Genomic DNA, 19624 nt, shown 5'->3' with positions numbered 1-19624 from the left:
TCCCTACGCGTCGAGGTCGTCGACGCCCGGCATCCACGACTTGCCCGGGGAGCCCCAGCTCTGCTTCTTGATCGCCTTCACGACGGCGCGGTTGTGCGGATAGGCGAGACGGTCGGCATAGAGCACCCCGTCGAGGTGGTCGTACTCGTGCTGGAAGATGCGCGCCAGCCACCCTTCGGCCTCGATCTCGAACGCGGCGCCCGAGGCATCCTGAGCGCGCAGCAGCGCCCGAGCGGAGCGCCGCAGCGGGAACCGTTCGCCGGGAATCGACAGGCAGCCCTCGGATTCGTCCTCCTCGTCGGGCTCGCCCGGCTCGGGGGGTGAGATCCACAGCTCCGGGTTGACCGCGGTGCCCTCGTGGTGCACGCCGTCCTCGTCGTCCCAGCGGTAGACGAAGACACGCAGCGGCACGCCGACCTGCGGGGCGGCGAGCCCGACGCCGGGTGCCGCATCCATCGTGTCGACCATGTCGCGCACCAGTTCGGCGAGCGTCGAGCCGAAGTCGGTGACCTCGGCGGCGGCGGTGTGGAGTACGGGATCTCCCGTGATGACGATAGGGAGAACGGCCATGGCTTCAGGATATCGCCGCGGATGCCGCTAGATTCGTTTGGTGCCTCCCGTCTTGAGCGATTTCGACGCCTCGAGCTTTGTGGGCGCGCTCCCGGTCGTCGGCATCGTGATCGCTCTGATCGGCGCGGTCTTTCTCTCGCTCGGCGCGCAGTTTCAGCATCGAGGCGTCGAGCAGGTCGAGGAGTCGCACGGTTCCGGCGCGAAGGCGGGGCTCAGCCTCAGCCAGCTGTTCCGCCTGCTGGCGCGGCCCTGGTGGGCTTTCGGCACGCTCATGCTCGGGCTCGCCATCGTTTTTCAGCTGACGAGCCTCACGTTCGCGCCGCTCATCGTGGTGCAGCCGCTCGGGGTCGTCGCCCTGGTGATCACGTCGATTCTCAACGCGCGACTGTCCGGGCACCAGCTCGAACATCGGGCGCGGAACGCGATCTTCATGTGCGTCGGCGGGATCGGCATCTTCGTGGCCATCGCGGCCGTGTACGCCAAGGAGCACGTCCTGGGGGATGCGCAGCTCATCATCGTGCTTTCGGCGTTGGCCGCGATCCTGATCGCGCTCGGGCTCGCGTTCGTGCGCTGGCGTAAAAGCGCGGGGGCGATCTTCTACATCCTCGCCGCCGGGGTGCTCTACGGCTTTGTCGCGACGCTCGCGAAGGCCGTCATCAACCGGCTCGGCAACGGCAACTTCGAGTGGCTCACCGTCGTCTGCCTCGTCGCGCTGCTGGCGGCCGCGGCGCTCGGCGGCTATTTCGTGCAGACCGCCTACTCGGTCGGTGCCCCCGACCTGGTGATCGCCGGGCTCACGGTCGTCGACCCGCTCGTCGCGGTCGTGATCGGGATCACCGTGTTCGGTGAGGCCTCCGAGGTTCCGCTCTGGGTGATCCTGACCTGGCTCGTCGTGGGAACGGTCGCCGTCATCGGCGTCTTCCAGTTGGCGCGCCACCACCCGCAGACTCACCGCTGAGCGGGGTCGGAGATCACCCCGCACTGGGGTACCTTGGAGCGTGCCCGACACTCGAGCGAAGGAATCCCCGCGTGCCTGACGCCTCCCCGGCCGCCGCGAGCGCGCCGCTGAGAATTCTTTTGGGGTGCGACACGTTCGCCCCCGACGTCAACGGTTCGGCGAGCTTCTCGCGCCAGCTCGCCGTCGGCATGGCCGCGCGCGGCCACCATGTCGAGATCATGGCGCCCGCGCCGAAGGGCGTGCGCGCCGGCACCTACCGCGAGATGCACGGCGGCGACGAGTTCACGGTGCACCGCATCTACAGCTGGCGTTGGATCTTTCACCCCTGGCTGCGGTTCGCGCTGCCGTGGCGGGCCGTCGCCAACTCGAGGCGCGTCCTCGCGCTCTCGAAGCCCGATGTGATCCACTTCCAGTCGCACTTCGTGCTCGGGCGCGGTCTCTCGATTGTGGCCAAGCAGCAGGGCATCCGGTTGGTCGGCACCAACCACACCATGCCCGAGAACATCGCCCAGCACGTACAGATCATGACCAAGCCGATGCTGGAGGCGCTCATCCGCGCCCAGTGGCGTGCCGCCGCGCGCGTGTTCGAGCGCTGCGATGCCGTCACGAGCCCGACGCGCCGCTCGGCCGACTACCTGGAAGAGAACACCGGACTCCGGGACACCTACGCGATCTCGAACGGGCTGCGCCTGGATGCCTACACCCCCAACTTCGCGCCGCGCGAACGCAACCGCATCGTCTTCCTCGGCCGCTCCGACGAGGAGAAGCACATCGAGGATCTGATCAACGCGGTCGCCAAGCTCGACCCCGCGCTCGACGTCGCGGTCGACATCCTCGGCGACGGGGATCAGCGCCAGAAGCTGATCGCGCTCGTGGCCGAGTTGGGGCTCGAGGATCGAATCCGGGTTCCCGGCAAGGTCAGCTACGACGAGCTGCGTTCGACGCTGCAGAAGGCCTCCGTGTTCGCGATGCCCTCGATCGCCGAACTGCAGAGCATCACCACAATGGAGGCGATGGCCTCGGGCCTGCCGATCGTCGCGGCCGACGCGATGGCCCTGCCGCACCTGGTGACGCACGGTGTCAACGGCTACCTCTACCCGCCGCGTGACGTGGATGCGCTGGCCGCCCGCCTGACCGACGTGCTGAGCGCGCCGGAGGCCGAGCGCGAGCGCATGGGCCGAGCGTCGCTCGAAGCCGTGCAGGCGCACGACCTCGACCGCACCATCGACGCTTTCGAGGCGATCTACCGCGGCGCCGACGTGCCCCAGCCCGTCTAGCCGTTCTCGCCGGTCGAGTAGCCGCTCCCGCCACTCTTGCCGGTCGAGTAGCGGCTCCTGCCGGTCTCGCCGGTCGAGTAGCAGCTCCTGCCGGTCTCGTCGGTCGAGTAGCGGCGAAGCCGCGTATCGAGACCAGCGCCCCCGCGCACCCCGCGCCGGTCGAGTAGCCGCGCCGCGGCGTATCGAGACCAGCGCTCCCGATAAACTCAACCCGCACGGGGCGGTAGCTCAGCTGGTTAGAGCAGCGGACTCATAATCCGTCGGTCACGGGTTCAAGTCCCGTCCGCCCTACTCTCACGCTTTGACTCCTGGCGCCGCGCTCGCGCATCCTTCGCCGCGTCGATTGCCTTCTTGGCGGTGGTATTGACCTTCGTGCTGAGTTTGCGGGCGCCGCGGAACTCCGTGGCGAGCACGCCGAGCCCGCCGATCGCGATCAGGGTGCCCGGGCCCGGCAGCGGCATGAGCACGAAGCCGACGACGATCGTGGCGCCGCCAACCACACCGACTCCCGCGCGATAGGCCCGGTCGGCGGCCGGGTTCTGCCGGATCCGCTCACGGCGGCTCAGCCGCACGTCGTCGCCGACGCCCGCGTCGGCGCGCGGCTCAGGCGATCCCTCAGACATGGCTCGAAGTTTAAAACCCCTGCCTGTCGATACCCTGACCTGATGCAGTGCTCCTACTTCGACGCCGGCGTGTGCCGCTCGTGCGAGTTCATGGGGCAGCCTTACGTGCAGCAGCTCGCGGGCAAGGTGGCGACCGCGCGCGCGGTGCTGGGGGAGGCATCCGGGGCGGATGCCGCCGAATGGCTGGCGCCGATGGCCAGCTCCGAGGACGGCTTCCGCAACAAGGCGAAGCTCGTCGTCGGAGGAACCGCCGACGCGCCCACGCTCGGCATCCTCGACGAACGCCAGCGCGGCGTCGACCTGCGCGAGTGCGGCATCCACGCGCCCGGCCTGCGTGCCGCCGTCCCCGCGATCGCCGACTTCATCGGCCTGGCGCGGCTGACCCCCTACGACGTGCCCGCGCGCACCGGCGAACTCAAGCACGCCCTCCTCACCGAGGCGCCGAGCGGGGCGCTGATGCTGCGCTTCATACTGCGGTCCACCGAGTCGGTGTCACGCATCCGCAAGCACCTGCCGAGCCTGCAGGCCGCGCTGCCGCGGCTCGAGGTCGTGAGCGTTAACCTGCAGCCCGAGCACAAGGCGGTACTCGAAGGGCCCGACGAGCAGCTTCTCACCGAGGCCGACAGCATCGGGATGCGCGTGGGCGCCCTCGAACTGCACCTGCGGCCGGGCGGCTTCTTCCAGACGAACACGGCGATCGCCGAAGGCATGTACACCCAGGCGCGCGAATGGGTCGACGAAGCCGGGCCCGCGAGCGTCTGGGATCTCTACTGCGGGGTCGGCGGCTTCGCGCTGCACGCCGCCGCGCCGGGCCGCGCGGTGCTCGGCATCGAGTCCAGCGAGCAGGCGGTGCTGAGCGCGCGGCGCACGGCCGCCGAGTCCGGCCTCGACGACGTCGAATTCGCGGTGATGGATGCGACGGCGTTCGCCGAGACGGCCGCCGCGCATCCGGAGCTCGTCATCGTCAACCCGCCGCGACGCGGGCTCGGCGAGCGGCTCACCACCTGGCTTGTCGCCTCAACGGTGCGCACCATCATCTATTCGAGCTGCAACGTGCACTCGCTCGAGCGTGACCTGCGCGCGCTGCCCGGGTTCGTGGCGCGTCGGGTGCGGGTGTTCGACATGTTCCCGCAGACCGCGCACAGCGAGGTGATGGTGCTGCTCGAGCGCCGGGGCGCCGACCTTTAGGGATGAACGGGGGCGGCCGTGTACGCCGCCGCCACCGCCGCGTCTCCCGCAAGCGTCAGCTGCGGAGTCGCCTCGAGGGTGACGCGGTCCCAGGCGAACGCGGCCAGCCATCCGGCGGGGCCGGCGACCGTGGTGGTGCCCGGGCGGGCCGACGACGCGCCATCGTTCTGCGCCACCTGCCAATCCTCGAGGATCGTCCAGCGCACTCCGGCATCCGTCGCGTGCAGGGCGAACGGTGCGGGGAGTCGATCGAGCTCCAGGCGTGAACGGTCGAGGAACACGCCGAGGTGCTCCGCGATCCCGTCGGCGAACACGGCAGCGCTCGCCTCGGCGGGCGGGGTGTAGCCCTCGCCGTCGGCGGTGCGCAGATCGCCCAGATGCATCGTCGTCTCGTGCACCATGCGTCGGCGCCAGAAGTTCGCCGTGCCGGGCTTGTCGTAGAGGGTCCAGCACGGGCGCGTCGGCTCGGTCTTTGTGAGGGCGTCGAGCAGTAGCGCGCGGGACTCGCGGAACCACACCTCCAACTCGTGCGGCTCCGGCTTCGTGTGGGCTCCGCGCTCGGCGCACTCGCCGCTGACCACGGTCGCCGCCACCCAGCGGAAGATGCCGCCGACGTGGTCGACCATCCGGGCGACGCTGCCCCACACCGGGTTGGAGACGGCGGCGTCGGGGTCGAGGCGTCCAGCGTCGAGTGCGAAGGCATCCGAGAGTTCGGCGATCACAACAAGCGGATCGGCGACGGCATCGAACGTGGAGTCGGTCACGCGACGACGCTAGCAGTGCGGCACGCACCCAGTCGCGGGAATGCGCCCGTGTCGGCGTGCGTTGCACCCCCCGAGCCGACAGGATGGAACCATGACCGAGCAGAGCACCGCCACCGCCCCGACGACCGCCGAGGAGGCGTTTGCGCTGTACCACGCGCGTCGCGAACTGGCGGTCGTGCAGCCGCTCGGCAGCCTCGCGCTCGTCAACACGCAGGTGGTCGACTCCGAGCAGCCGATCTGGGGGGTTCCGGGCCGGTGGGCGCCACTTGCGGCGGGGGAGTCGGGGCTGAAGGTGATCGCGGACGCGGCCGACGGCATCCGCGTCGACGGCGAGCTGGTCGACGGTGAGGCCATCGTGCGCGGCAAGGACCACGAGACGCCCGGGGATGTGGTGTTCAGCGACACCGTGCGCGGCGCCGTGATCGCGCAGGCGACCGGCGGCTACGCGCTGCGGGTGTGGGATGCCAACTCCGAGGGCATCCAGAACTTCGGCGGTATCGACGCCTTCGACTACAACCCCGACTGGGTGATCACCGCCCGCTGGGAAGAGAACCCTTCGGGAACGACGGTCGGCTTCGAGCACCTGAAAGACGATGGCGTCACGCGCGAACAGGTGGTGCCGGGGCGCATTATGTTCGAGCGCGACGGGCACGAGTTCGACCTGGCCGCGTTCAAGGCGGGTCGGGCGCTGCAGCTGGTGTTCGCCGACACCACCAACGGTGAGTCGACCTACAGCGTGGGGCGCTTCCTCTTCCTCGCGCCCAACGCCGACGGCACCATCACGCTCGACTTCAACCGCGCCGTGATTCCGCCCTGCGCGTTCAGCTACGCCTTCAACTGCCCGATGCCACCGAAGCAGAACCGGTTCCCGTTCGCGGTCGAGGCGGGCGAGAAGAACGTCGTCGGCAAGGACGGCCAGCCGCTGCACTGAGACTTCTGCCGGTGACGTCGCCGGCGGGTCTGCGCGCTGGGCAGGTGCGCCCTCGCGCGCTCGGCACCCGCCTGCCTCTTTTCACAAATGCAGGAGATCCGCCGGATTCCGGGGTCGGCCGCCTTGTAACCGCGGCATCCGCCTCGCGTCGTTCCTGCATTTCTGAACTGGGCGGCGTGGCGAGGCCCGTGCGCGGCCGGCAACGCCGGTGCGCGGGCCCCGCGAGGGTCCGGCTCCGCCGCTCCGCCGTCCCGCCGTCCCGCGGTCCCGTGGGGCCATTTCAGAAATGCAGGAGATCCGGCGGATTCCGGGGTCGGCGGCCTAGTAACCGCGGCATCCGCCTCGCGTCGTTCCTGCATTTCTGAACAGGGCGGCGGGGACGACCGGGGCGACGGGGACCGTGGCGGCGGGCGGTCGAGCGGGCGGCGCGGGCGGCGGGCGGGCGCGCGCGCGTCGGGGGGACGCGCGAAGATGAGGTGTGTACGTTGCGTTGAGGTCCATCGGCGACTCTGTCGTCGCGGTCGACCTCGATGACGACCTGACAGAACTCGCGCGCCGTGAGTTCCCGCGCTCCGACCTTGCTGCGTGGGTTGTTGACCGCGAGAGGGAGCACCCGCGCTGGGTGTGGGGCGATTCCTCGCACTGGCACGCCGAGTTGGTGGCAGGCGGCGTCCGTGTCGAGCGGGCGCACGACCTGCGGCTGTGCCGGCGGATTCTGCGGGGCTCGGTACACACCCGCGACACGGAGCTCGCCCGGGCCGCGCGCGACGTCTGGGATGAGCCCGCGGTGGCGCGCTCGCCCGAACGCCGCGACGGGTTGTTCGACCTCGAGCCCGCCGCACCCGCCGACCCCGACCCGGTCGAGGAGCTGCGCCGCCAACGCGCCGCGGTCGCCGCGTCCCGCGAGCCCGGTCGGCTGAACCTCTTGCTGGCCGCCGAGAGCGTCGGCTCGTTGATCGCGGCCGAGATGCGGTTCGCGGGCCTGCCCTGGAACGCCGAGCGCCACGACGAGCTCCTCACCGAAGTGCTCGGCCCGCGGCCTGCCGCGGGCGAGCGCCCCGAGCGGATGACCGCCAAGCTCGCGGAGCTCCGCGCGGCTCTCGGGGTCGCCGACGTCAATCCCGAGTCGCAACCCAGCCTGCTGCGCGCCCTGCAGAGCGCGGGCTTGCGCGTGCAGAGCACGAGCAAGTGGGAGCTGCGCGGCCTCGACCACCCCGCGGTCGGACCCCTGCTCGCCTACAAGTCGCTGCAACGCCTCTTCACCGCGAACGGCTGGAACTGGCTCGACGAGTGGGTGCACGACGGGCGCTTCCGTCCGGTCTATGTGCCGGCGGGCGTCGTGACCGGGCGTTGGGCGAGTGACGGCGGGGGAGCGCTGCAGCTGCCCAAGTCGGTGCGCGGGGCGGTGATCGCGGATCCGGGGTGGACGTTTGTGGTCGCCGACGCGGCCCAGTTGGAGCCGCGCGTGCTCGCCGCGATGTCGGGCGACCTCGCGATGGCCCGCGCGGGTCAGGCGCACGACATGTACGAAGGCATGGTGGCCACGGGCGCCGTCGCTTCGCGTGAGCAGGCGAAGTACGGCATGCTCGGCGCGATCTACGGCGGCACGACGGGGGAGAGCGGACGGATGCGCCCACGCATCGCTCGCGCCTTCCCACGCGCGATGGAGTACGTCGAGGCGGCCGCGCGCGCGGGTGAGCGCGGCGAGTCGGTCTCCACCTGGCTCGGCCGGAGTTCGCCGCCCGGCCGAGGCGCCGACTACGACGAGACGCGCACGGATGCGGAACGCCTGCGCGCCCGCACCGACTCCGCCGCGTGGGGCCGCTTCACACGCAATTTCATCGTGCAGGGAACGGCGGCCGAGTGGGCGCTGTGCTGGATGGGTGCCCTGCGCCGGCGCCTGTGGGAGCTCGGCGGGGGAGACGACTCCGCGGCGCCGCTCACCGCGCGCCCGCACCTGGTGTTCTTTCTCCACGACGAGGTGATCGTGCACACCCCGACCGAGTTGGCCGAGGAGGTGGAGCGCGCGGTGCGCGATTCCGCCGCCGAGGCGGGTCGTCTGCTGTTCGGTGAGGGGCCTGTGGAGTTCGCCGTGAGCGTCGCGGTCGCACGGAGTTACGCCGACGCGAAGTAATCACATGCTTGTGATTCCTGAGGTTTGTGCGCGATAATGGCGGCAACAACTGAATCCGATTGCAGATCGATGGGGAAGTCGCATCTGAGGATCGGAGGAGTTGTGACTGTTGTAGCCGGTGATGACACCGTTATTCGTCGCGCCTTCACGCGCGGCGTCGTCTACGTGCATTCGGCACCGCGTGCACTGTGCCCCCACGTCGAGTGGGCTGCCGGTCGTGCGCTCGGTCGTGCGGTCAACTTCGATTGGCGCCCCCAGCCGGTGCTCAAGGGTGCGCAGCGCACCGAGTACTACTGGGAGGGCCCCGTCGGGACGGGGGCCGAGCTCGCCTCCGCCCTGCGCGGCTGGGAGCACCTCCGTTATGAGGTGACGGAAGACCCGAGTGCCGCCTCCGACGGCGGGCGCTGGATGCACACCCCCGATCTCGGCATCTACTTCGCGCAGACCGACTCCGCCGGCAACACTGTCATCCCCGAGGACCGCGTGCGGTTTGCGATGGAATCGGCCGGTTCGGATGCGTTCGAGCTCCACCGCGAACTCCGACTCGCGCTGGGCCAGGCCTGGGATGACGAACTGGAAGTGTTCCGGCACGCGAGCGATGAGGCGCCCGTCGTCTGGCTGCACAAGGTGGGTTAGGAGCGATCATGCGAATTCTGCACCGGGAGTGGGACGACATTCTCGAAGGCATCGCGCCGCCGTTGCTTGATCTCGCCGAACTGGAGCGACTCGTCACGGCCGACGAGTTGAATCAACTCGACGACGACTGCGCCGAGCACGACGGGTGTCGGCCTATCCGCATCCGCTGACGCGCCGCGAGGAAGTCGCACCCGCGGTGCCGGCGCGTCGCAGGGAGTTAGCCGAGTAGCGTTCGCTCGAGGTTCTCGATCGGGGCGTACCACCCCTGCTCGAGCACGAAGGTCTGCGCCGCCTTGTCCAGCCCCGCGATCACGGCGATGCCGACGAGGATCATGATGATGCCGACGATGCGCCGGAACCAGCCGTCGGGTCGGTTGAGCCAGCCGAGCTTGCGCGCGAATGACTGCCCGAGTAGCGCCACCAGCAGCAGGGTGATCGCGAGCCCTAGCGCGTAGGCCACGATCGCGGCGAGCCCTTCGCCGAATGACGCCGGGAGCACGGCGGCGACGATGAGGGCGTAGGTCGGGCTGCAGCTGCTGAACGTGGGTCCGAGCGCGGCACCGAGGAGAAGATCTCCCGCGGGGCCGCCGACGCGCGTCGAGCGGTCGAGAGCGGCGCCGGAGCGCGCCTGAAGCCCGGTCACGAGCATCAGCCGCTCCCAAAGCTGCGGGAACACCAGGGTGATGCCGAACAGCACGACGATTCCCCCGGCGACGATCTGCCAGACGAACTGCGGGACGCCCAGCAGGGCCGTGGTGGCTTTCAGCAGGAGCGTGAAGGCGATGACCGACACGGCGAGTCCGGTGGCGATGAGGAGCGGTCGTCGCCAGGCTGCGGCGCTCTGAGCGCCTCCTGAGCCGCGCACGATCGAGCCGCCGACGATCACCGGCAGGAGCGGGAGCACGCAGGGTGCCGCGGTCGTGAGGACGCCCGCGACGAACGCGACGAGCAGCAGCGTGAGCACGAGTCGTGCCTAGAGCATCGCGGCGACGACGGCGGCGAGCGTGGGCTCGTCGTAGGCGACGTAGGTTTGCACCGCGTTCCCCGCGGCATCGACCTCGACGAGGGTCGTCTGGATGGTGACGCCGTACTCCGCGCGGAGGTCCTGGTAGTTGTCGTAGTCGACCTTGACGATTGTCACGCCGGCGGGAACGCCGCGCGCCAGGATGTCGCTTTCAAGACTGCGGCACTGCGGGCACCAGGAGGCGTGGAAGAACAGCAGGATGCGTCCGTCGGCGTTCGCGATCGCGTTCTCGCTGTAGTCGACGTAGCTGCCTGCGGCCGCGGACTCGCCCCCGTCGGCGTCGTCGCTCGCGGAGGGGGCCGCCTCCGTCGCCGGGGCGGAATTCGAGGTCTCCGGCGCCGTGTCGAGCACGGATCCGCCGTTCGAGCCTTGAATCGCGATGACCGCAATGACCGCGATCGCAATGATTCCGGCCAAGATTCCGATGACGACTCCGGGGCGCACCTTCATGGGTTCAGTGTGGCAGGGCATCACAAAGGGTGCCGGACTCGTCCGGCGCCCCCAGCGAATTCACAGACTGCGGATCAGCCCTCGTAGCTGCGGATCGCGACGACCGAGTTGTGGCCACCGAACCCGAAACTGTTGCTGATCGCGAGTTGCGGCTCGGCGCCGAGCTTCTGCACGCCTGCGCTGACGAGAAGCGGAATCTCGGGGTCCTGATCGACGAGCGTCGCGGTCGGCGGGGCCTGGCGCTCTTGCACGGCGAGAATCGTGAAGATCGCCTCGAGCGCGCCCGTGCCGCCGAGCAGGTGGCCGTGGGCTGCCTTCGTCGCCGAGACGGGGATGGACTTGACGCGCTCTCCGAAGATCGCGAACAGCGCCTTGTACTCCGCGATGTCGCCGACCGGCGTGCTCGTCGCGTGCGCGTTGATGTGCGTGACCTCGTCGGCGGTTGCGCCCGCCTGCTCGAGCGCCGCGAGCACCGCGCTGGCCGCGCCGCGACCCTCGGGGTCGGGGGCGGTGATGTGGTACGAGTCGCTCGTCACGCCGCCGCCGGCGATCTCGGCGTAGATCTTCGCGCCGCGCGCTTTGGCGTGCTCTTCGGTCTCCATGACGATGCTGGCGGCACCCTCACCCATGACGAAGCCGTCGCGGCTCACGTCGTAGGGGCGCGAGGCCGTCTCGGGGGAGTCGTTGCGCTTGGAGAGCGCCTGCATCGAGGCGAAGGCCGCGAGCGGGAGCGGGTGGATGCACGCCTCGGTGCCCCCGGCGATGATCACGTCGGCAAGGCCGGCCTGGAGGTGGTCGTAGGCGTTCGCGATGGCCTCGGTGCTGGAAGCGCAGGCCGAGACGTCGGTGCGGGCGAAGGCGCGCGCATCCAGGGCCATGCTGACCGCGGCGGAGGCGGCGTTCGGCATGAGCATCGGGACCGTCATCGGCAGGACGCGACGCGGGCCCTTCTCGCGCAGGGTGTCCCACGCATCCAGGAGAGTCCAGAGCCCACCGATGCCGGTCGAGAATTCGACACCGAGTCGCTCGGGGGCGAGGTCGGTGATACCCGCGTCGGCCCAGGCCTCGCGGGCGGATATCAGCGCGAACTGCGCCGAGGGGTCGAGCCGCTTGGTCTCTTGGCGCTCCAGCACCTCTTCGGGGCGAACGCGGGCCTGCGCGGCGAAGGTGACGGGCAGCTCGTGCTGGGCCACCCAGTCCTGGGTGAGCGGACGAACGCCGGTCTCGCCCGCGAGCAGCGCGTTCCAGCTGTCGCGTGCGGTGCCGCCGAGCGGCGATGTCGCACCGATTCCGGTGACAACGATCTTCTTGGTCATTCCAACTCCCGTAGATCCTCGGGCGCGCCGAGGTCGAACGACTGCGCCGGATGGCGTCGGTCGAGGACGCGCGCGCCGACGATGCGGCGCGCGCGTCGAGTCTCAGCCCTGGGCCGAAACGATGAAGCTGACGGCGTCGCCGACGGTCTTGAGGTTCTTGACCTCTTCGTCGGGGATCTTGACGTCGAACTTCTCTTCGGCGTTGACGACGATCGTCATCATCGAGATCGAGTCGATGTCGAGGTCGTCCGTGAACGACTTGTCCAACTCGACGGTGTCGGTGGCGATTCCGGTCTCGTCGTTGATGAGCTCGGCCAGGCCCGCGAGGACCTCTTCGGTGGACAGTGCCATGTCGTTTCTCTCCTTGTGTGGTGCGTGGTAGTCGGGTGTAGGGGTGACCGTGTCGATCCTAGGGCAGGCGCACGACCTGGGCGCCGTAGACGAGTCCGGCGCCGAATCCGATCTGAAGGGCGAGACCGCCGCTCAATTCGGGGTGTTCTTCGAGCAGTCGATGGGCGGCGAGCGGGATCGAGGCGGCGGAGGTGTTTCCGGTGGTCTCGATGTCGCGAGCGATCGCGACGTGCTCGGGAAGCTTCAGCTGCTTGGCAAGCTCATCGATGATGCGCATGTTGGCCTGGTGCGGAATGAACGCGGACAGATCGTTCGAGGTGATGCCGGCGGACTCGAGCGCCTTCTTCGCGACCTTGGCCATCTCCCACACGGCCCAACGGAACACCGTCTGGCCCTCTTGGCGCATCGTCGGCCACGGCTTCTCGCCGTCGAGGTACTCCTCGAAGGTGGCGTTCATGCCGACCGCATCCCATTTGGAGCCGTCCGACCCCCACACCGTGGCGGCGATTCCCGGCTCGTCGGCGGGGCCCACGACCACCGCGCCGGCGCCGTCGCCGAGCAGGAACGAGATCGAGCGGTCCTCGGGGTGCACGTACTGGGAGAGCTTCTCGGCGCCCACGACGAGCACGTATTCGGCGGCGCCGCTGCGGATGAGCGCATCCGCCTGGGCGATTCCGTAGGTGTAGCCCGCGCAGGCGGCACTGATGTCGTACGCGGGGGCCGGCGTCACGCCGAGCCGGTCGGCGAGCAACGAGGCCATCGACGGCGTGACGGCCACGTTGCTGATGGTCGAGACGAGCACCGCGCCGATCTTCTCGCGCGGCACGCCGGCCTTCTCGAGCGCCTCGTTCGCGGCGGTCTCCGCGAGGTCGACCGCGTTGAGGCCCTTGCTCGCGCGCTTGCGGGTGATGACGCCGGTGCGCTGACGAATCCACTCGTCGCTGGAGTCGATCGGCCCGATGAGGTCCTCATTGGGGACGACGAGGTCGCCGCGCGCGGCACCGAAGCTCAGGATCCGGGTGTACTTCGCGCCGGACGCCTGGGTGAGGGAAGGGGTGGTCATGCTGCTCCGTCGATGAGGGCCTGTGCGGCGGGGATGTCGTCGGGGGTCTTGACCGCGACGGTGGGAAGGCCCTTCAGGCCGCGCTTGGCGAGACCGACGAGCGCGCCCGCGGGGGCGAGTTCGACAATCCCGGTGACACCCGCCGCGGCGAAGGCCTCCATCGTGAGGTCCCAGCGCACCGGGTTGGCGACCTGCCCGACGAGGAGGTCGAGGAAGGTGGCGCCGCCCGTGACGGTGCTGCCGTCGCGGTTCGTCCAGATCGTGGTGGTCGGGTCGCCGACGGTGACATCCGCGGCGGCGGAGCGGAGCGTGTCGACCGCCGACGCCATGAAGTGGGTGTGGAACGCCCCCGCGACCTGCAGCGGGATGACCCGCGCCCCGGGCGGCGGGGTCTCCTTGAGGCGCTCCAGCGCCGGAAGCTCGCCCGCGACGACGATCTGGCCGCCCCCGTTGAAGTTGGCGGGGGCAAGACCCAGCGCGGCGAGTACGCCGAGCAGTTCGCCCTCGTCGGCGCCGATCACGGCGCTCATGCCGGTCGTGACCTCGGCAGCGGCGGAGGCCATCGCCCGACCGCGCAGCGCCACCAGGCGCATCGCGTCGGCTTCGCTCAGGATGCCGGCGCCGGCGGCCGCAGCGAACTCGCCGACCGAGTGGCCCGCGATGCCGGCAAGGCGTGCGGACCGACCGTCGTCGTCACCGAGGACGGCGCGCAGGGAGAGCAGCGAGGCGGCGACGATGAGCGGCTGCGCCACGGCGGTGTCGCGGATGGTGTCGGCATCCGATGTGGTGCCGTGCGCGACGAGATCAATGCCCGAGGCCTGCGCTAGTTCGCCGAGATGCGCGGCGATCGCGGGCTCGGCGAGCCAAGGCTCGAGGAATCCGGGGGTTTGGGAGCCCTGACCGGGCGCGACGATGACGACACTCACGCCCTCCAGTCTGTCAGTCGAAAACGGGAGGTGCGAAACACGCGCCACCAAGAATCGCCAGAAACACTGGAGAGTACCTACAGAGCCACTACTTCCGGTCGGCGTCGGAGATGCTGCCGACGACGAGCGCGACCTGCAGGATGAGCGCCTCGCGGGCGCCGGTCGCGTCCCAGCCAATGACCTCACTGATGCGCTTGAGTCGGTAGCGGACGGTGTTGGGGTGCACGAACAGTTCGCGCGCGGTCGCCTCGAGCGAGCGGCCGTTGTCGAGGTAGCACCACAGCGTGGTCAACAACTCGGTGGAGTGGTTCTGCAGCGGAACGTAGATCCGCTCGACGAGTGCCTTGCGCGCCAGCGGATCGCCCGCGAGGGCGCGCTCGGGCAGCAGATCGTCGGCGTGGGTCGGGCGCGGGGCGTTCCGCCATGCCTTCGCCACGGCGAAGCCAGCGAGCGCGGCACGTGCGGAACGCGCCGCCTCGACGAGCGAGGGGACGGTGTGTCCGAGCACAAGGTGACCCTCGCCGAAGCCCGGCTCGAGCTGGGCCGCGATCTCCAGGAAGGTCAGGCGTTCCCGGCTCTGGGTGCTGTCCTCCTCATCGACGGGGTTGGTGCGGCCGATGACGAGCACCAAACGACTGCCCTGCACGCCGATGAGGACGTCGGCGTCCAGGTGACGCGCGGTCCGGCGCAACTGGTCGACGTCGAGACTGCGCGGCGCGGTGCCGACCAGGACACTGACCTCGCCGTGCCCGTTCCACCCGAGCGCCGCGACACGACTCGGGAGTTCGCTGTCGTACTCGCCGGTGAGGATCGAGTCGACCACGAGCGCCTCGAGTCGGGCATCCCAGAGACCGCGTGCCTCGGCGGCGCGCGCGTAGACATCGGCCGCAGCGAACGCGATCTCACGCGAATACAGCAGGATCGCCTCCCGCAGCACCTCGTCGTCGTCCTTGATGCGGTGTTCGACGACCTCGACCGTGACCCGGATGAGCTGCAGCGTCTGCTGCAGCGACACCGAACGAAGCAACTCGCGCGGCGCCGCGCCGAAGACGTCGGCCGCGATCCACGGCGTGGATTTCGGGTCGTCGAACCACGAAATGAACGACGTGATGCCCGCCTGGGCGACCAGGCCGACGGCGCTGCGCCGGCCCGGGGGCATGTCCCGGTACCAGGGCAGCGTGTCGTCGAGTCGCTTCAGCGTCGCCGTGGAGAGTTCACCGGTGAGCGTCCGAAGCCACGCAAGCGTCTGCTTCTTGGTGCGCTCGGCCACTTAGCTCTCGCCACCCGCCGATCCGGAGGTGCCGGCCGTCACGTCGTGCAGACGGTACTGCTCAATCGCGCGAGCCACCGTCGCCGGGTCCACGGCTCCGCGTCGCGCGAGCGACTGCAGGGTGCGCACCACCACGGAGGGGCCGTCGATCTTGAAGAAGCGGCGGGCCGCCGGTCGCGTGTCGCTGAAGCCGAAGTTGTCGGCGCCGAGCGTCGCGAAGTCGCCGGGCACGAACTGACGCACCTGGTCGGGGACCGCGTGCATGTAGTCGGTGACGGCCACGAACGGACCCTCGGCCCCGTTGAGCTTGTTCCAGAGGTAGGGAACCTGCGGCGGCTCCTCCGGGTGCAGGAAGTTGTGCTCGTCGGCGGCGAGGCCGTCGCGGCGCAGCTCCGTCCACGAGGTGACGCTCCAGATGTCGGCCGAGACGCCCCAATCGCGTGCCAGCAACTCCTGCGCCTCGATCGCCCACGCGAGCGCGACGCCGGACGCCATGATCTGCGCCTGGGGGCCGCTCGTCTCGGGTCCTTCGCTGACCTTGTGGATGCCCTTGAGGATCCCGTCGACATCCACGTTCTCCGGCTCGGCCGGCTGCACGATCGGCTCGTTGTACACCGTGAGGTAGTACATGACGTTCGGGTCCGGATGCGTGAGCCCGTTCTCGTCGGTGCCGTACATGCGCTGGAGGCCGGCCTTGACGATGTGGCCGATCTCGTAGCCGTAGGCGGGGTCGTAGCTGACGACGGCGGGGTTCGTCGAGGCGAGCAGCGGCGAGTGGCCGTCCGCGTGTTGCAGACCTTCACCGGTCAGCGTGGTGCGGCCGGCGGTCGCGCCGATGATGAACCCGCGCGCCATCTGGTCGCCCGCGGCCCACATGGCGTCGCCCGTGCGCTGGAAGCCGAACATCGAATAGAACACGTACACCGGGATGAGCGGCTGGCCGTGCGTCGAGTACGAGGTGCCGATCGCGGTGAAGGCCGCGAATGCGCCCGCCTCGTTGATGCCGACGTGCACGATCTGCCCCTGCGGGCTCTCCTTGTAGGCGAGCAGCAGGTCGCGGTCGACCGAGGTGTAGTGCTGACCGTTCGGGTTGTAGATCTTCGCCGTCGGGAAGTACGCATCCATGCCGAAGGTGCGCGCCTCGTCGGGGATGATCGGCACGATCCGCTGGCCCAGGTCGGGGGTGCGCAGCAGGTCCTTCAGCAGGCGGGCGAACGCCATCGTGGTGGCGACCTCCTGCTTGCCCGAGCCCTTCTTGACGACCTCGAACGCCTTGTCCTCCGGCAGCGTGACCGGCACATGCTTCGTGCGACGCTCGGGCAGGTACCCACCCAGTTCGCGACGGCGCTCGTGCAGGTACTCGATCGCCGGATTGTCGTTGCCCGGGTGGAAGTACGGCGGCAGGTACGGGTTCTCTTCGAGCTGGGCATCCGTGATCGGGATGCGCAGTTCGTCACGGAACTGCTTGAGGTTGTCGAGCGTGAGCTTCTTCATCTGGTGGGTCGCGTTGCGACCCTCGAAGCTCTTGCCGAGGCCGTAGCCCTTGATCGTCTTGGCGAGGATGACGGTCGGCTGGCCTTCGTGCTCGACGGCGGCCTTGAACGCCGCGTAGACCTTGCGGTAGTCGTGGCCTCCGCGACGCAGGCTCCAGACCTGATCGTCGGTCATGCCTTCGACGAGCTTCAGAGCCTCCGGGTCGCGGCCGAAGAAGTTCTCACGCACATAGGCGCCATCTTCGGTCTTGTAGGTCTGGTAGTCGCCGTCGGGGGTCTTGTTCATGAGGTTGACGAGTGCGCCGCTCTCGTCGCGCGAGAGCAGGTCGTCCCATTCGCGGCCCCAGATGACCTTGATGACGTTCCAGCCGGCACCCCGGAAGAAGCTCTCGAGCTCCTGGATGATCTTGCCGTTGCCGCGAACCGGGCCGTCCAGGCGCTGCAGGTTGCAGTTCACGACGAAGGTCAGGTTGTCGAGCTTTTCGTTGGCGGCCCACTGCAGGGCGCCGCGGCTTTCGACCTCGTCCATTTCGCCGTCGCCGAGGAACGCCCAGACGCGGCTGTCGGCGGCGTCGGTGATCCCGCGGTTGGTGAGGTACTTGTTGTTCTGCGCCTGCCAGATCGCATTGATCGGGCCGAGGCCCATCGACACGGTCGGGAACTGCCAGAACTCGGGCATGAGGCGCGGGTGCGGGTACGAGCTGAGCCCGCCGCCCGAGTGCGACTTCTCCTGACGGAAGCCGTCCAGCTGGTGCTCGGTGAGGCGGCCCTCGAGGTAGGCGCGGGCATACATGCCGGGGGAGGCGTGGCCCTGGTAGAAGATCTGGTCGCCACCGGAGGCGTGGTCCTGACCGCGGAAGAACCAGTTGTGTCCGACCTCGTAGAGCGACGAGCTCGACGCGTAGGTCGAGATGTGGCCGCCGACCGCGATGCCGGGGCGCTGCGCGCGGTGCACCGTGATGGCCGCGTTCCAGCGGATCCAGCGGCGGTACTCGCGCTCGAGCTCCTCGTCACCGGGGAACGGCGCCTCGTTCTCGGGGGCGATCGTGTTGATGTAATCCGTCGTCGGCACCATCGGGACTCCGAGGTGCAGATCCTTGGATCGCTTGAGCAGGCTCAGCATGACGTCGCGACCGCGGCCACGGCCCTTTTCCTCGACGAGGGCGTCGAGTGACTGCTGCCATTCGGAGGTTTCCTCCGGGTCCGGGTCAGTGTGGTTCACCGAATACGGGTCCTGGTCGTTGACCGTCACGTCTGACTTCTCCTTAGGAGTCGCGGCATGGCGGGTGGGCCATGCGGTGGCGTCCGCGCTCGACAACCCTCCGGGTTCTCGGTGGTGGGGAGCGGGGTATCGAAAGGCAGTCTAGTTGTGTGAAGGCCACAGTTCCGGACCGCTCGGCGCAATCTCCGTCTCGGGCGTAGGATCGGTCGCTGGACTTGCCGGGATTTCGCCCCGGCCGGAGAGGACACCCCCGAATCATGGCGCTGGAGAACGACACCCAAGCTCCCGACTTCGATCTCGCGAATCAGTTCGGTGAGCACGTGCGACTGAGCGACTTCCGCGGGCGGAAGCCCGTCGCGCTCGTCTTCTTCCCGCTCGCGTTCTCGAGCCGCTGCACGGGGGAGCTGTGCGAGCTGCGCGACAACCTCGCCCTGTTCCGCGATCACGGCGTCGAGCTGATCGGCATTTCGGTCGACTCCAAGGCGAGCCTGCGCGCGTGGGCGGAGCAGGAGGGCTACGACTTCACCCTGCTCGCCGACTTCTGGCCGCACGGTGCCGTCGCCCGCGAATACGGGGTGTTCCTGGAGGAGAAGGGCTTCGCCAACCGCGCGACCTTCGTGATCGATGTCGACGGGGTCATCCGCGCATCGTTCATCACTGCGCCCGGCGAGTCCCGCTCGCTCAGCGAGTACACGGCCGCGGTCGCCGAGGTCGCACCTGCGGACCTCGACGCCGCTTCGCGCTGATCGGCCGCTCGCCCGAGCGCGTCAGCCGAGCAACTCGTGGGCGAGGCCCACGAGTTGAGCCTGATAGTCGCCGATGTCGGCTCCGTCGGCGAACTTGTTGTAGTTGAGCTGGATCAGAAACTCGTCCTCGAGGCGGAGGACGAGGTTCTTGTCTTCGGGCAGGTTTCCCGAGTACACGGCCTCGGTGCCCAGGCCCTCGACCGGCACGAAGGTCTGCGTGAGATCGAATCCGGGAACCGGGAGGCCTTCGGTGAGCGCCTGGTCGAGCCGGTCGGTGTACTGCGTGGGGTTCACGTCGGCCGAGTCGTTCACATCGATCGCGAGGATGAACACCGAGAACGAGCCCGACTCGCGCAGTTCGTAACGACAGACCTTCTGATCGTCTTTGTCGCGGGTGTCTTCGAGCGAAACCTCCGCGCCGTCAAGGCCGAGGCCGCTCGCGACGGTGGCTCCGTCGAGGAAGTCGCACGCGGCGGTTCCGTCGACCGAGAATGCCGTTGCGCCGACGGATGCGGTGGGGTCGGTCGTCGCGCCGGACTCGCTGCCGCCCGGGGAGGCTTCGGTGCTCTCGGCTGCGGAGCAACCAGTCAGCGTCAGCGCGAGTGCGGTCAACAGGCCGGGAACGGCGGTCAGGCGCGGGGAGAGCATTCTGAACCTTTCGGAGAAACGGGGGCGCGGAATT

At 69.2% G+C, this 19624-nt stretch carries 21 protein-coding genes and 1 tRNA gene; 9 read left to right on the top strand and 13 right to left on the bottom strand.

The annotated features are described in order from the left end of the window. Nucleotides 1-3: 3 nt before the first annotated feature. Nucleotides 4-570, bottom strand: coding sequence for a peptide deformylase (gene def, locus QZ258_RS08615; protein WP_294180612.1), 567 nt, complete (start codon nucleotides 568-570; stop codon nucleotides 4-6). A gap of 40 nt (nucleotides 571-610) precedes the next feature. Between def and QZ258_RS08610 the strand changes: the two genes are divergently transcribed. Both QZ258_RS08610 and QZ258_RS08605 read left to right on the top strand, forming a co-directional pair. Then, a complete protein-coding gene (locus tag QZ258_RS08610; RefSeq protein WP_294180610.1) occupies nucleotides 611-1528 on the top strand; it encodes a DMT family transporter in 918 nt (305 codons plus the stop codon). Nucleotides 1529-1599: 71 nt separating this feature from the next. Then, nucleotides 1600-2805 carry a glycosyltransferase gene (locus QZ258_RS08605; protein WP_294180608.1) on the top strand — a complete coding sequence of 402 codons (1206 nt, stop codon included), beginning with the start codon at nucleotides 1600-1602 and terminating at the stop codon, nucleotides 2803-2805. On the opposite strand, the gene QZ258_RS08600 is transcribed toward QZ258_RS08605, so the two are convergent. After that, nucleotides 2802-2954 (bottom strand): hypothetical protein, encoded by a 153-nt coding sequence (locus QZ258_RS08600; protein ID WP_294180606.1) that lies wholly within the window; start codon nucleotides 2952-2954, stop codon nucleotides 2802-2804. The two genes, QZ258_RS08605 and QZ258_RS08600, sit on opposite strands and share 4 nt — an antisense overlap. Before the next feature lie 68 nt (nucleotides 2955-3022). Between QZ258_RS08600 and QZ258_RS08595 the strand changes: the two genes are divergently transcribed. After that, a tRNA-Ile gene (locus QZ258_RS08595) sits at nucleotides 3023-3096 on the top strand. On the opposite strand, the gene QZ258_RS08590 is transcribed toward QZ258_RS08595, so the two are convergent. Continuing rightward, nucleotides 3078-3428, bottom strand: coding sequence for a PGPGW domain-containing protein (locus QZ258_RS08590; protein WP_294180605.1), 351 nt, complete (start codon nucleotides 3426-3428; stop codon nucleotides 3078-3080). The two genes, QZ258_RS08595 and QZ258_RS08590, sit on opposite strands and share 19 nt — an antisense overlap. Nucleotides 3429-3470: 42 nt before the next feature. Between QZ258_RS08590 and rlmC the strand changes: the two genes are divergently transcribed. After that, complete coding sequence (rlmC, locus tag QZ258_RS08585; RefSeq protein WP_294180602.1) at nucleotides 3471-4616, top strand: 23S rRNA (uracil(747)-C(5))-methyltransferase RlmC; 1146 nt, start codon at nucleotides 3471-3473, stop codon at nucleotides 4614-4616. On the opposite strand, the gene QZ258_RS08580 is transcribed toward rlmC, so the two are convergent. After that, on the bottom strand, nucleotides 4613-5380 hold the full coding sequence (locus tag QZ258_RS08580; RefSeq protein WP_294180600.1) for a maleylpyruvate isomerase N-terminal domain-containing protein: 768 nt from the start codon (nucleotides 5378-5380) through the stop codon (nucleotides 4613-4615). The genes rlmC and QZ258_RS08580 overlap by 4 nt on opposite strands. Before the next feature lie 91 nt (nucleotides 5381-5471). Between QZ258_RS08580 and QZ258_RS08575 the strand changes: the two genes are divergently transcribed. The 4 genes from QZ258_RS08575 (at nucleotide 5472) to QZ258_RS08560 (ending at nucleotide 9251) form a co-directional block, all read left to right on the top strand. After that, nucleotides 5472-6311: a DUF1684 domain-containing protein gene (locus QZ258_RS08575; RefSeq protein WP_294180598.1), complete on the top strand. Its 840-nt coding sequence runs from the start codon at nucleotides 5472-5474 to the stop codon at nucleotides 6309-6311. Between the two features lie 478 nt (nucleotides 6312-6789). Continuing rightward, nucleotides 6790-8445 (top strand): bifunctional 3'-5' exonuclease/DNA polymerase, encoded by a 1656-nt coding sequence (locus QZ258_RS08570; RefSeq protein WP_294180595.1) that lies wholly within the window; start codon nucleotides 6790-6792, stop codon nucleotides 8443-8445. Nucleotides 8446-8547: 102 nt separating this feature from the next. After that, complete coding sequence (locus tag QZ258_RS08565; RefSeq protein ID WP_294180594.1) at nucleotides 8548-9081, top strand: DUF3145 domain-containing protein; 534 nt, start codon at nucleotides 8548-8550, stop codon at nucleotides 9079-9081. A gap of 8 nt (nucleotides 9082-9089) precedes the next feature. Next, nucleotides 9090-9251, top strand: coding sequence for a hypothetical protein (locus QZ258_RS08560; RefSeq protein ID WP_294180592.1), 162 nt, complete (start codon nucleotides 9090-9092; stop codon nucleotides 9249-9251). 47 nt (nucleotides 9252-9298) lie between these two features. Here the strand turns inward: QZ258_RS08560 and QZ258_RS08555 are convergent, their stop codons facing one another. The 8 genes from QZ258_RS08555 to aceE form a co-directional block, all read right to left on the bottom strand. Further along, nucleotides 9299-10045, bottom strand: a complete 747-nt coding sequence (locus QZ258_RS08555; protein ID WP_294180590.1) for a cytochrome c biogenesis CcdA family protein — start codon at nucleotides 10043-10045, stop codon at nucleotides 9299-9301. A 9-nt stretch (nucleotides 10046-10054) separates the two neighbouring features. Continuing rightward, a complete protein-coding gene (locus QZ258_RS08550) occupies nucleotides 10055-10555 on the bottom strand; it encodes a co-chaperone YbbN (protein WP_294180589.1) in 501 nt (166 codons plus the stop codon). Between the two features lie 74 nt (nucleotides 10556-10629). Then, the gene (locus QZ258_RS08545; RefSeq protein ID WP_294180587.1) at nucleotides 10630-11871 is read right to left on the bottom strand and encodes a beta-ketoacyl synthase; all 1242 of its coding nucleotides are present in this window, start codon (nucleotides 11869-11871) and stop codon (nucleotides 10630-10632) included. Between the two features lie 102 nt (nucleotides 11872-11973). Next, the gene (locus tag QZ258_RS08540) at nucleotides 11974-12222 is read right to left on the bottom strand and encodes an acyl carrier protein (RefSeq protein ID WP_294180585.1); all 249 of its coding nucleotides are present in this window, start codon (nucleotides 12220-12222) and stop codon (nucleotides 11974-11976) included. 58 nt (nucleotides 12223-12280) lie between these two features. Next, entirely contained in the window at nucleotides 12281-13285 is a 1005-nt protein-coding gene (locus QZ258_RS08535; RefSeq protein ID WP_294180583.1) for a beta-ketoacyl-ACP synthase III, read from the bottom strand. Continuing rightward, nucleotides 13282-14211 (bottom strand): ACP S-malonyltransferase, encoded by a 930-nt coding sequence (locus QZ258_RS08530; protein ID WP_294180581.1) that lies wholly within the window; start codon nucleotides 14209-14211, stop codon nucleotides 13282-13284. Before QZ258_RS08530 ends, QZ258_RS08535 begins: the two co-directional genes overlap by 4 nt. A gap of 88 nt (nucleotides 14212-14299) precedes the next feature. Further along, entirely contained in the window at nucleotides 14300-15481 is a 1182-nt protein-coding gene (locus tag QZ258_RS08525; RefSeq protein WP_294180577.1) for a CdaR family transcriptional regulator, read from the bottom strand. Further along, nucleotides 15482-18226, bottom strand: a complete 2745-nt coding sequence (aceE, locus tag QZ258_RS08520) for a pyruvate dehydrogenase (acetyl-transferring), homodimeric type (RefSeq protein WP_294180575.1) — start codon at nucleotides 18224-18226, stop codon at nucleotides 15482-15484. A 227-nt stretch (nucleotides 18227-18453) separates the two neighbouring features. Between aceE and QZ258_RS08515 the strand changes: the two genes are divergently transcribed. Further along, a complete protein-coding gene (locus QZ258_RS08515; RefSeq protein ID WP_294180568.1) occupies nucleotides 18454-18942 on the top strand; it encodes a peroxiredoxin in 489 nt (162 codons plus the stop codon). A 21-nt stretch (nucleotides 18943-18963) separates the two neighbouring features. Here QZ258_RS08515 and QZ258_RS08510 read toward each other — a convergent pair whose 3' ends face one another. Then, nucleotides 18964-19590 carry a hypothetical protein gene (locus QZ258_RS08510; RefSeq protein WP_294180565.1) on the bottom strand — a complete coding sequence of 209 codons (627 nt, stop codon included), beginning with the start codon at nucleotides 19588-19590 and terminating at the stop codon, nucleotides 18964-18966. Nucleotides 19591-19624: the final 34 nt, after the last annotated feature.

Source organism: uncultured Schumannella sp., from assembly GCF_905479755.1.
Taxonomy (GTDB): domain Bacteria; phylum Actinomycetota; class Actinomycetes; order Actinomycetales; family Microbacteriaceae; genus DCRR01.
This window is presented reverse-complemented; position numbering and strand designations above follow the sequence as displayed.

Excerpts from the sequence above, each read along its gene's own strand:
- QZ258_RS08575 (WP_294180598.1), top strand. The coding sequence starts at position 5,472 with ATGACCGAGCAGAGCACCGCCACCGCCCCGACGACCGCCGAGGAGGCG.
- QZ258_RS08540 (WP_294180585.1), bottom strand. The coding sequence starts at position 12,222 with ATGGCACTGTCCACCGAAGAGGTCCTCGCGGGCCTGGCCGAGCTCATC.
- QZ258_RS08590 (WP_294180605.1), bottom strand. The coding sequence starts at position 3,428 with ATGTCTGAGGGATCGCCTGAGCCGCGCGCCGACGCGGGCGTCGGCGAC.
- def (WP_294180612.1), bottom strand. The coding sequence starts at position 570 with ATGGCCGTTCTCCCTATCGTCATCACGGGAGATCCCGTACTCCACACC.
- QZ258_RS08560 (WP_294180592.1), top strand. The coding sequence starts at position 9,090 with ATGCGAATTCTGCACCGGGAGTGGGACGACATTCTCGAAGGCATCGCG.
- QZ258_RS08515 (WP_294180568.1), top strand. The coding sequence starts at position 18,454 with ATGGCGCTGGAGAACGACACCCAAGCTCCCGACTTCGATCTCGCGAAT.
- QZ258_RS08510 (WP_294180565.1), bottom strand. The coding sequence starts at position 19,590 with ATGCTCTCCCCGCGCCTGACCGCCGTTCCCGGCCTGTTGACCGCACTC.
- rlmC (WP_294180602.1), top strand. The coding sequence starts at position 3,471 with ATGCAGTGCTCCTACTTCGACGCCGGCGTGTGCCGCTCGTGCGAGTTC.
- QZ258_RS08535 (WP_294180583.1), bottom strand. The coding sequence starts at position 13,285 with ATGACCACCCCTTCCCTCACCCAGGCGTCCGGCGCGAAGTACACCCGG.
- QZ258_RS08545 (WP_294180587.1), bottom strand. The coding sequence starts at position 11,871 with ATGACCAAGAAGATCGTTGTCACCGGAATCGGTGCGACATCGCCGCTC.
- QZ258_RS08550 (WP_294180589.1), bottom strand. The coding sequence starts at position 10,555 with ATGAAGGTGCGCCCCGGAGTCGTCATCGGAATCTTGGCCGGAATCATT.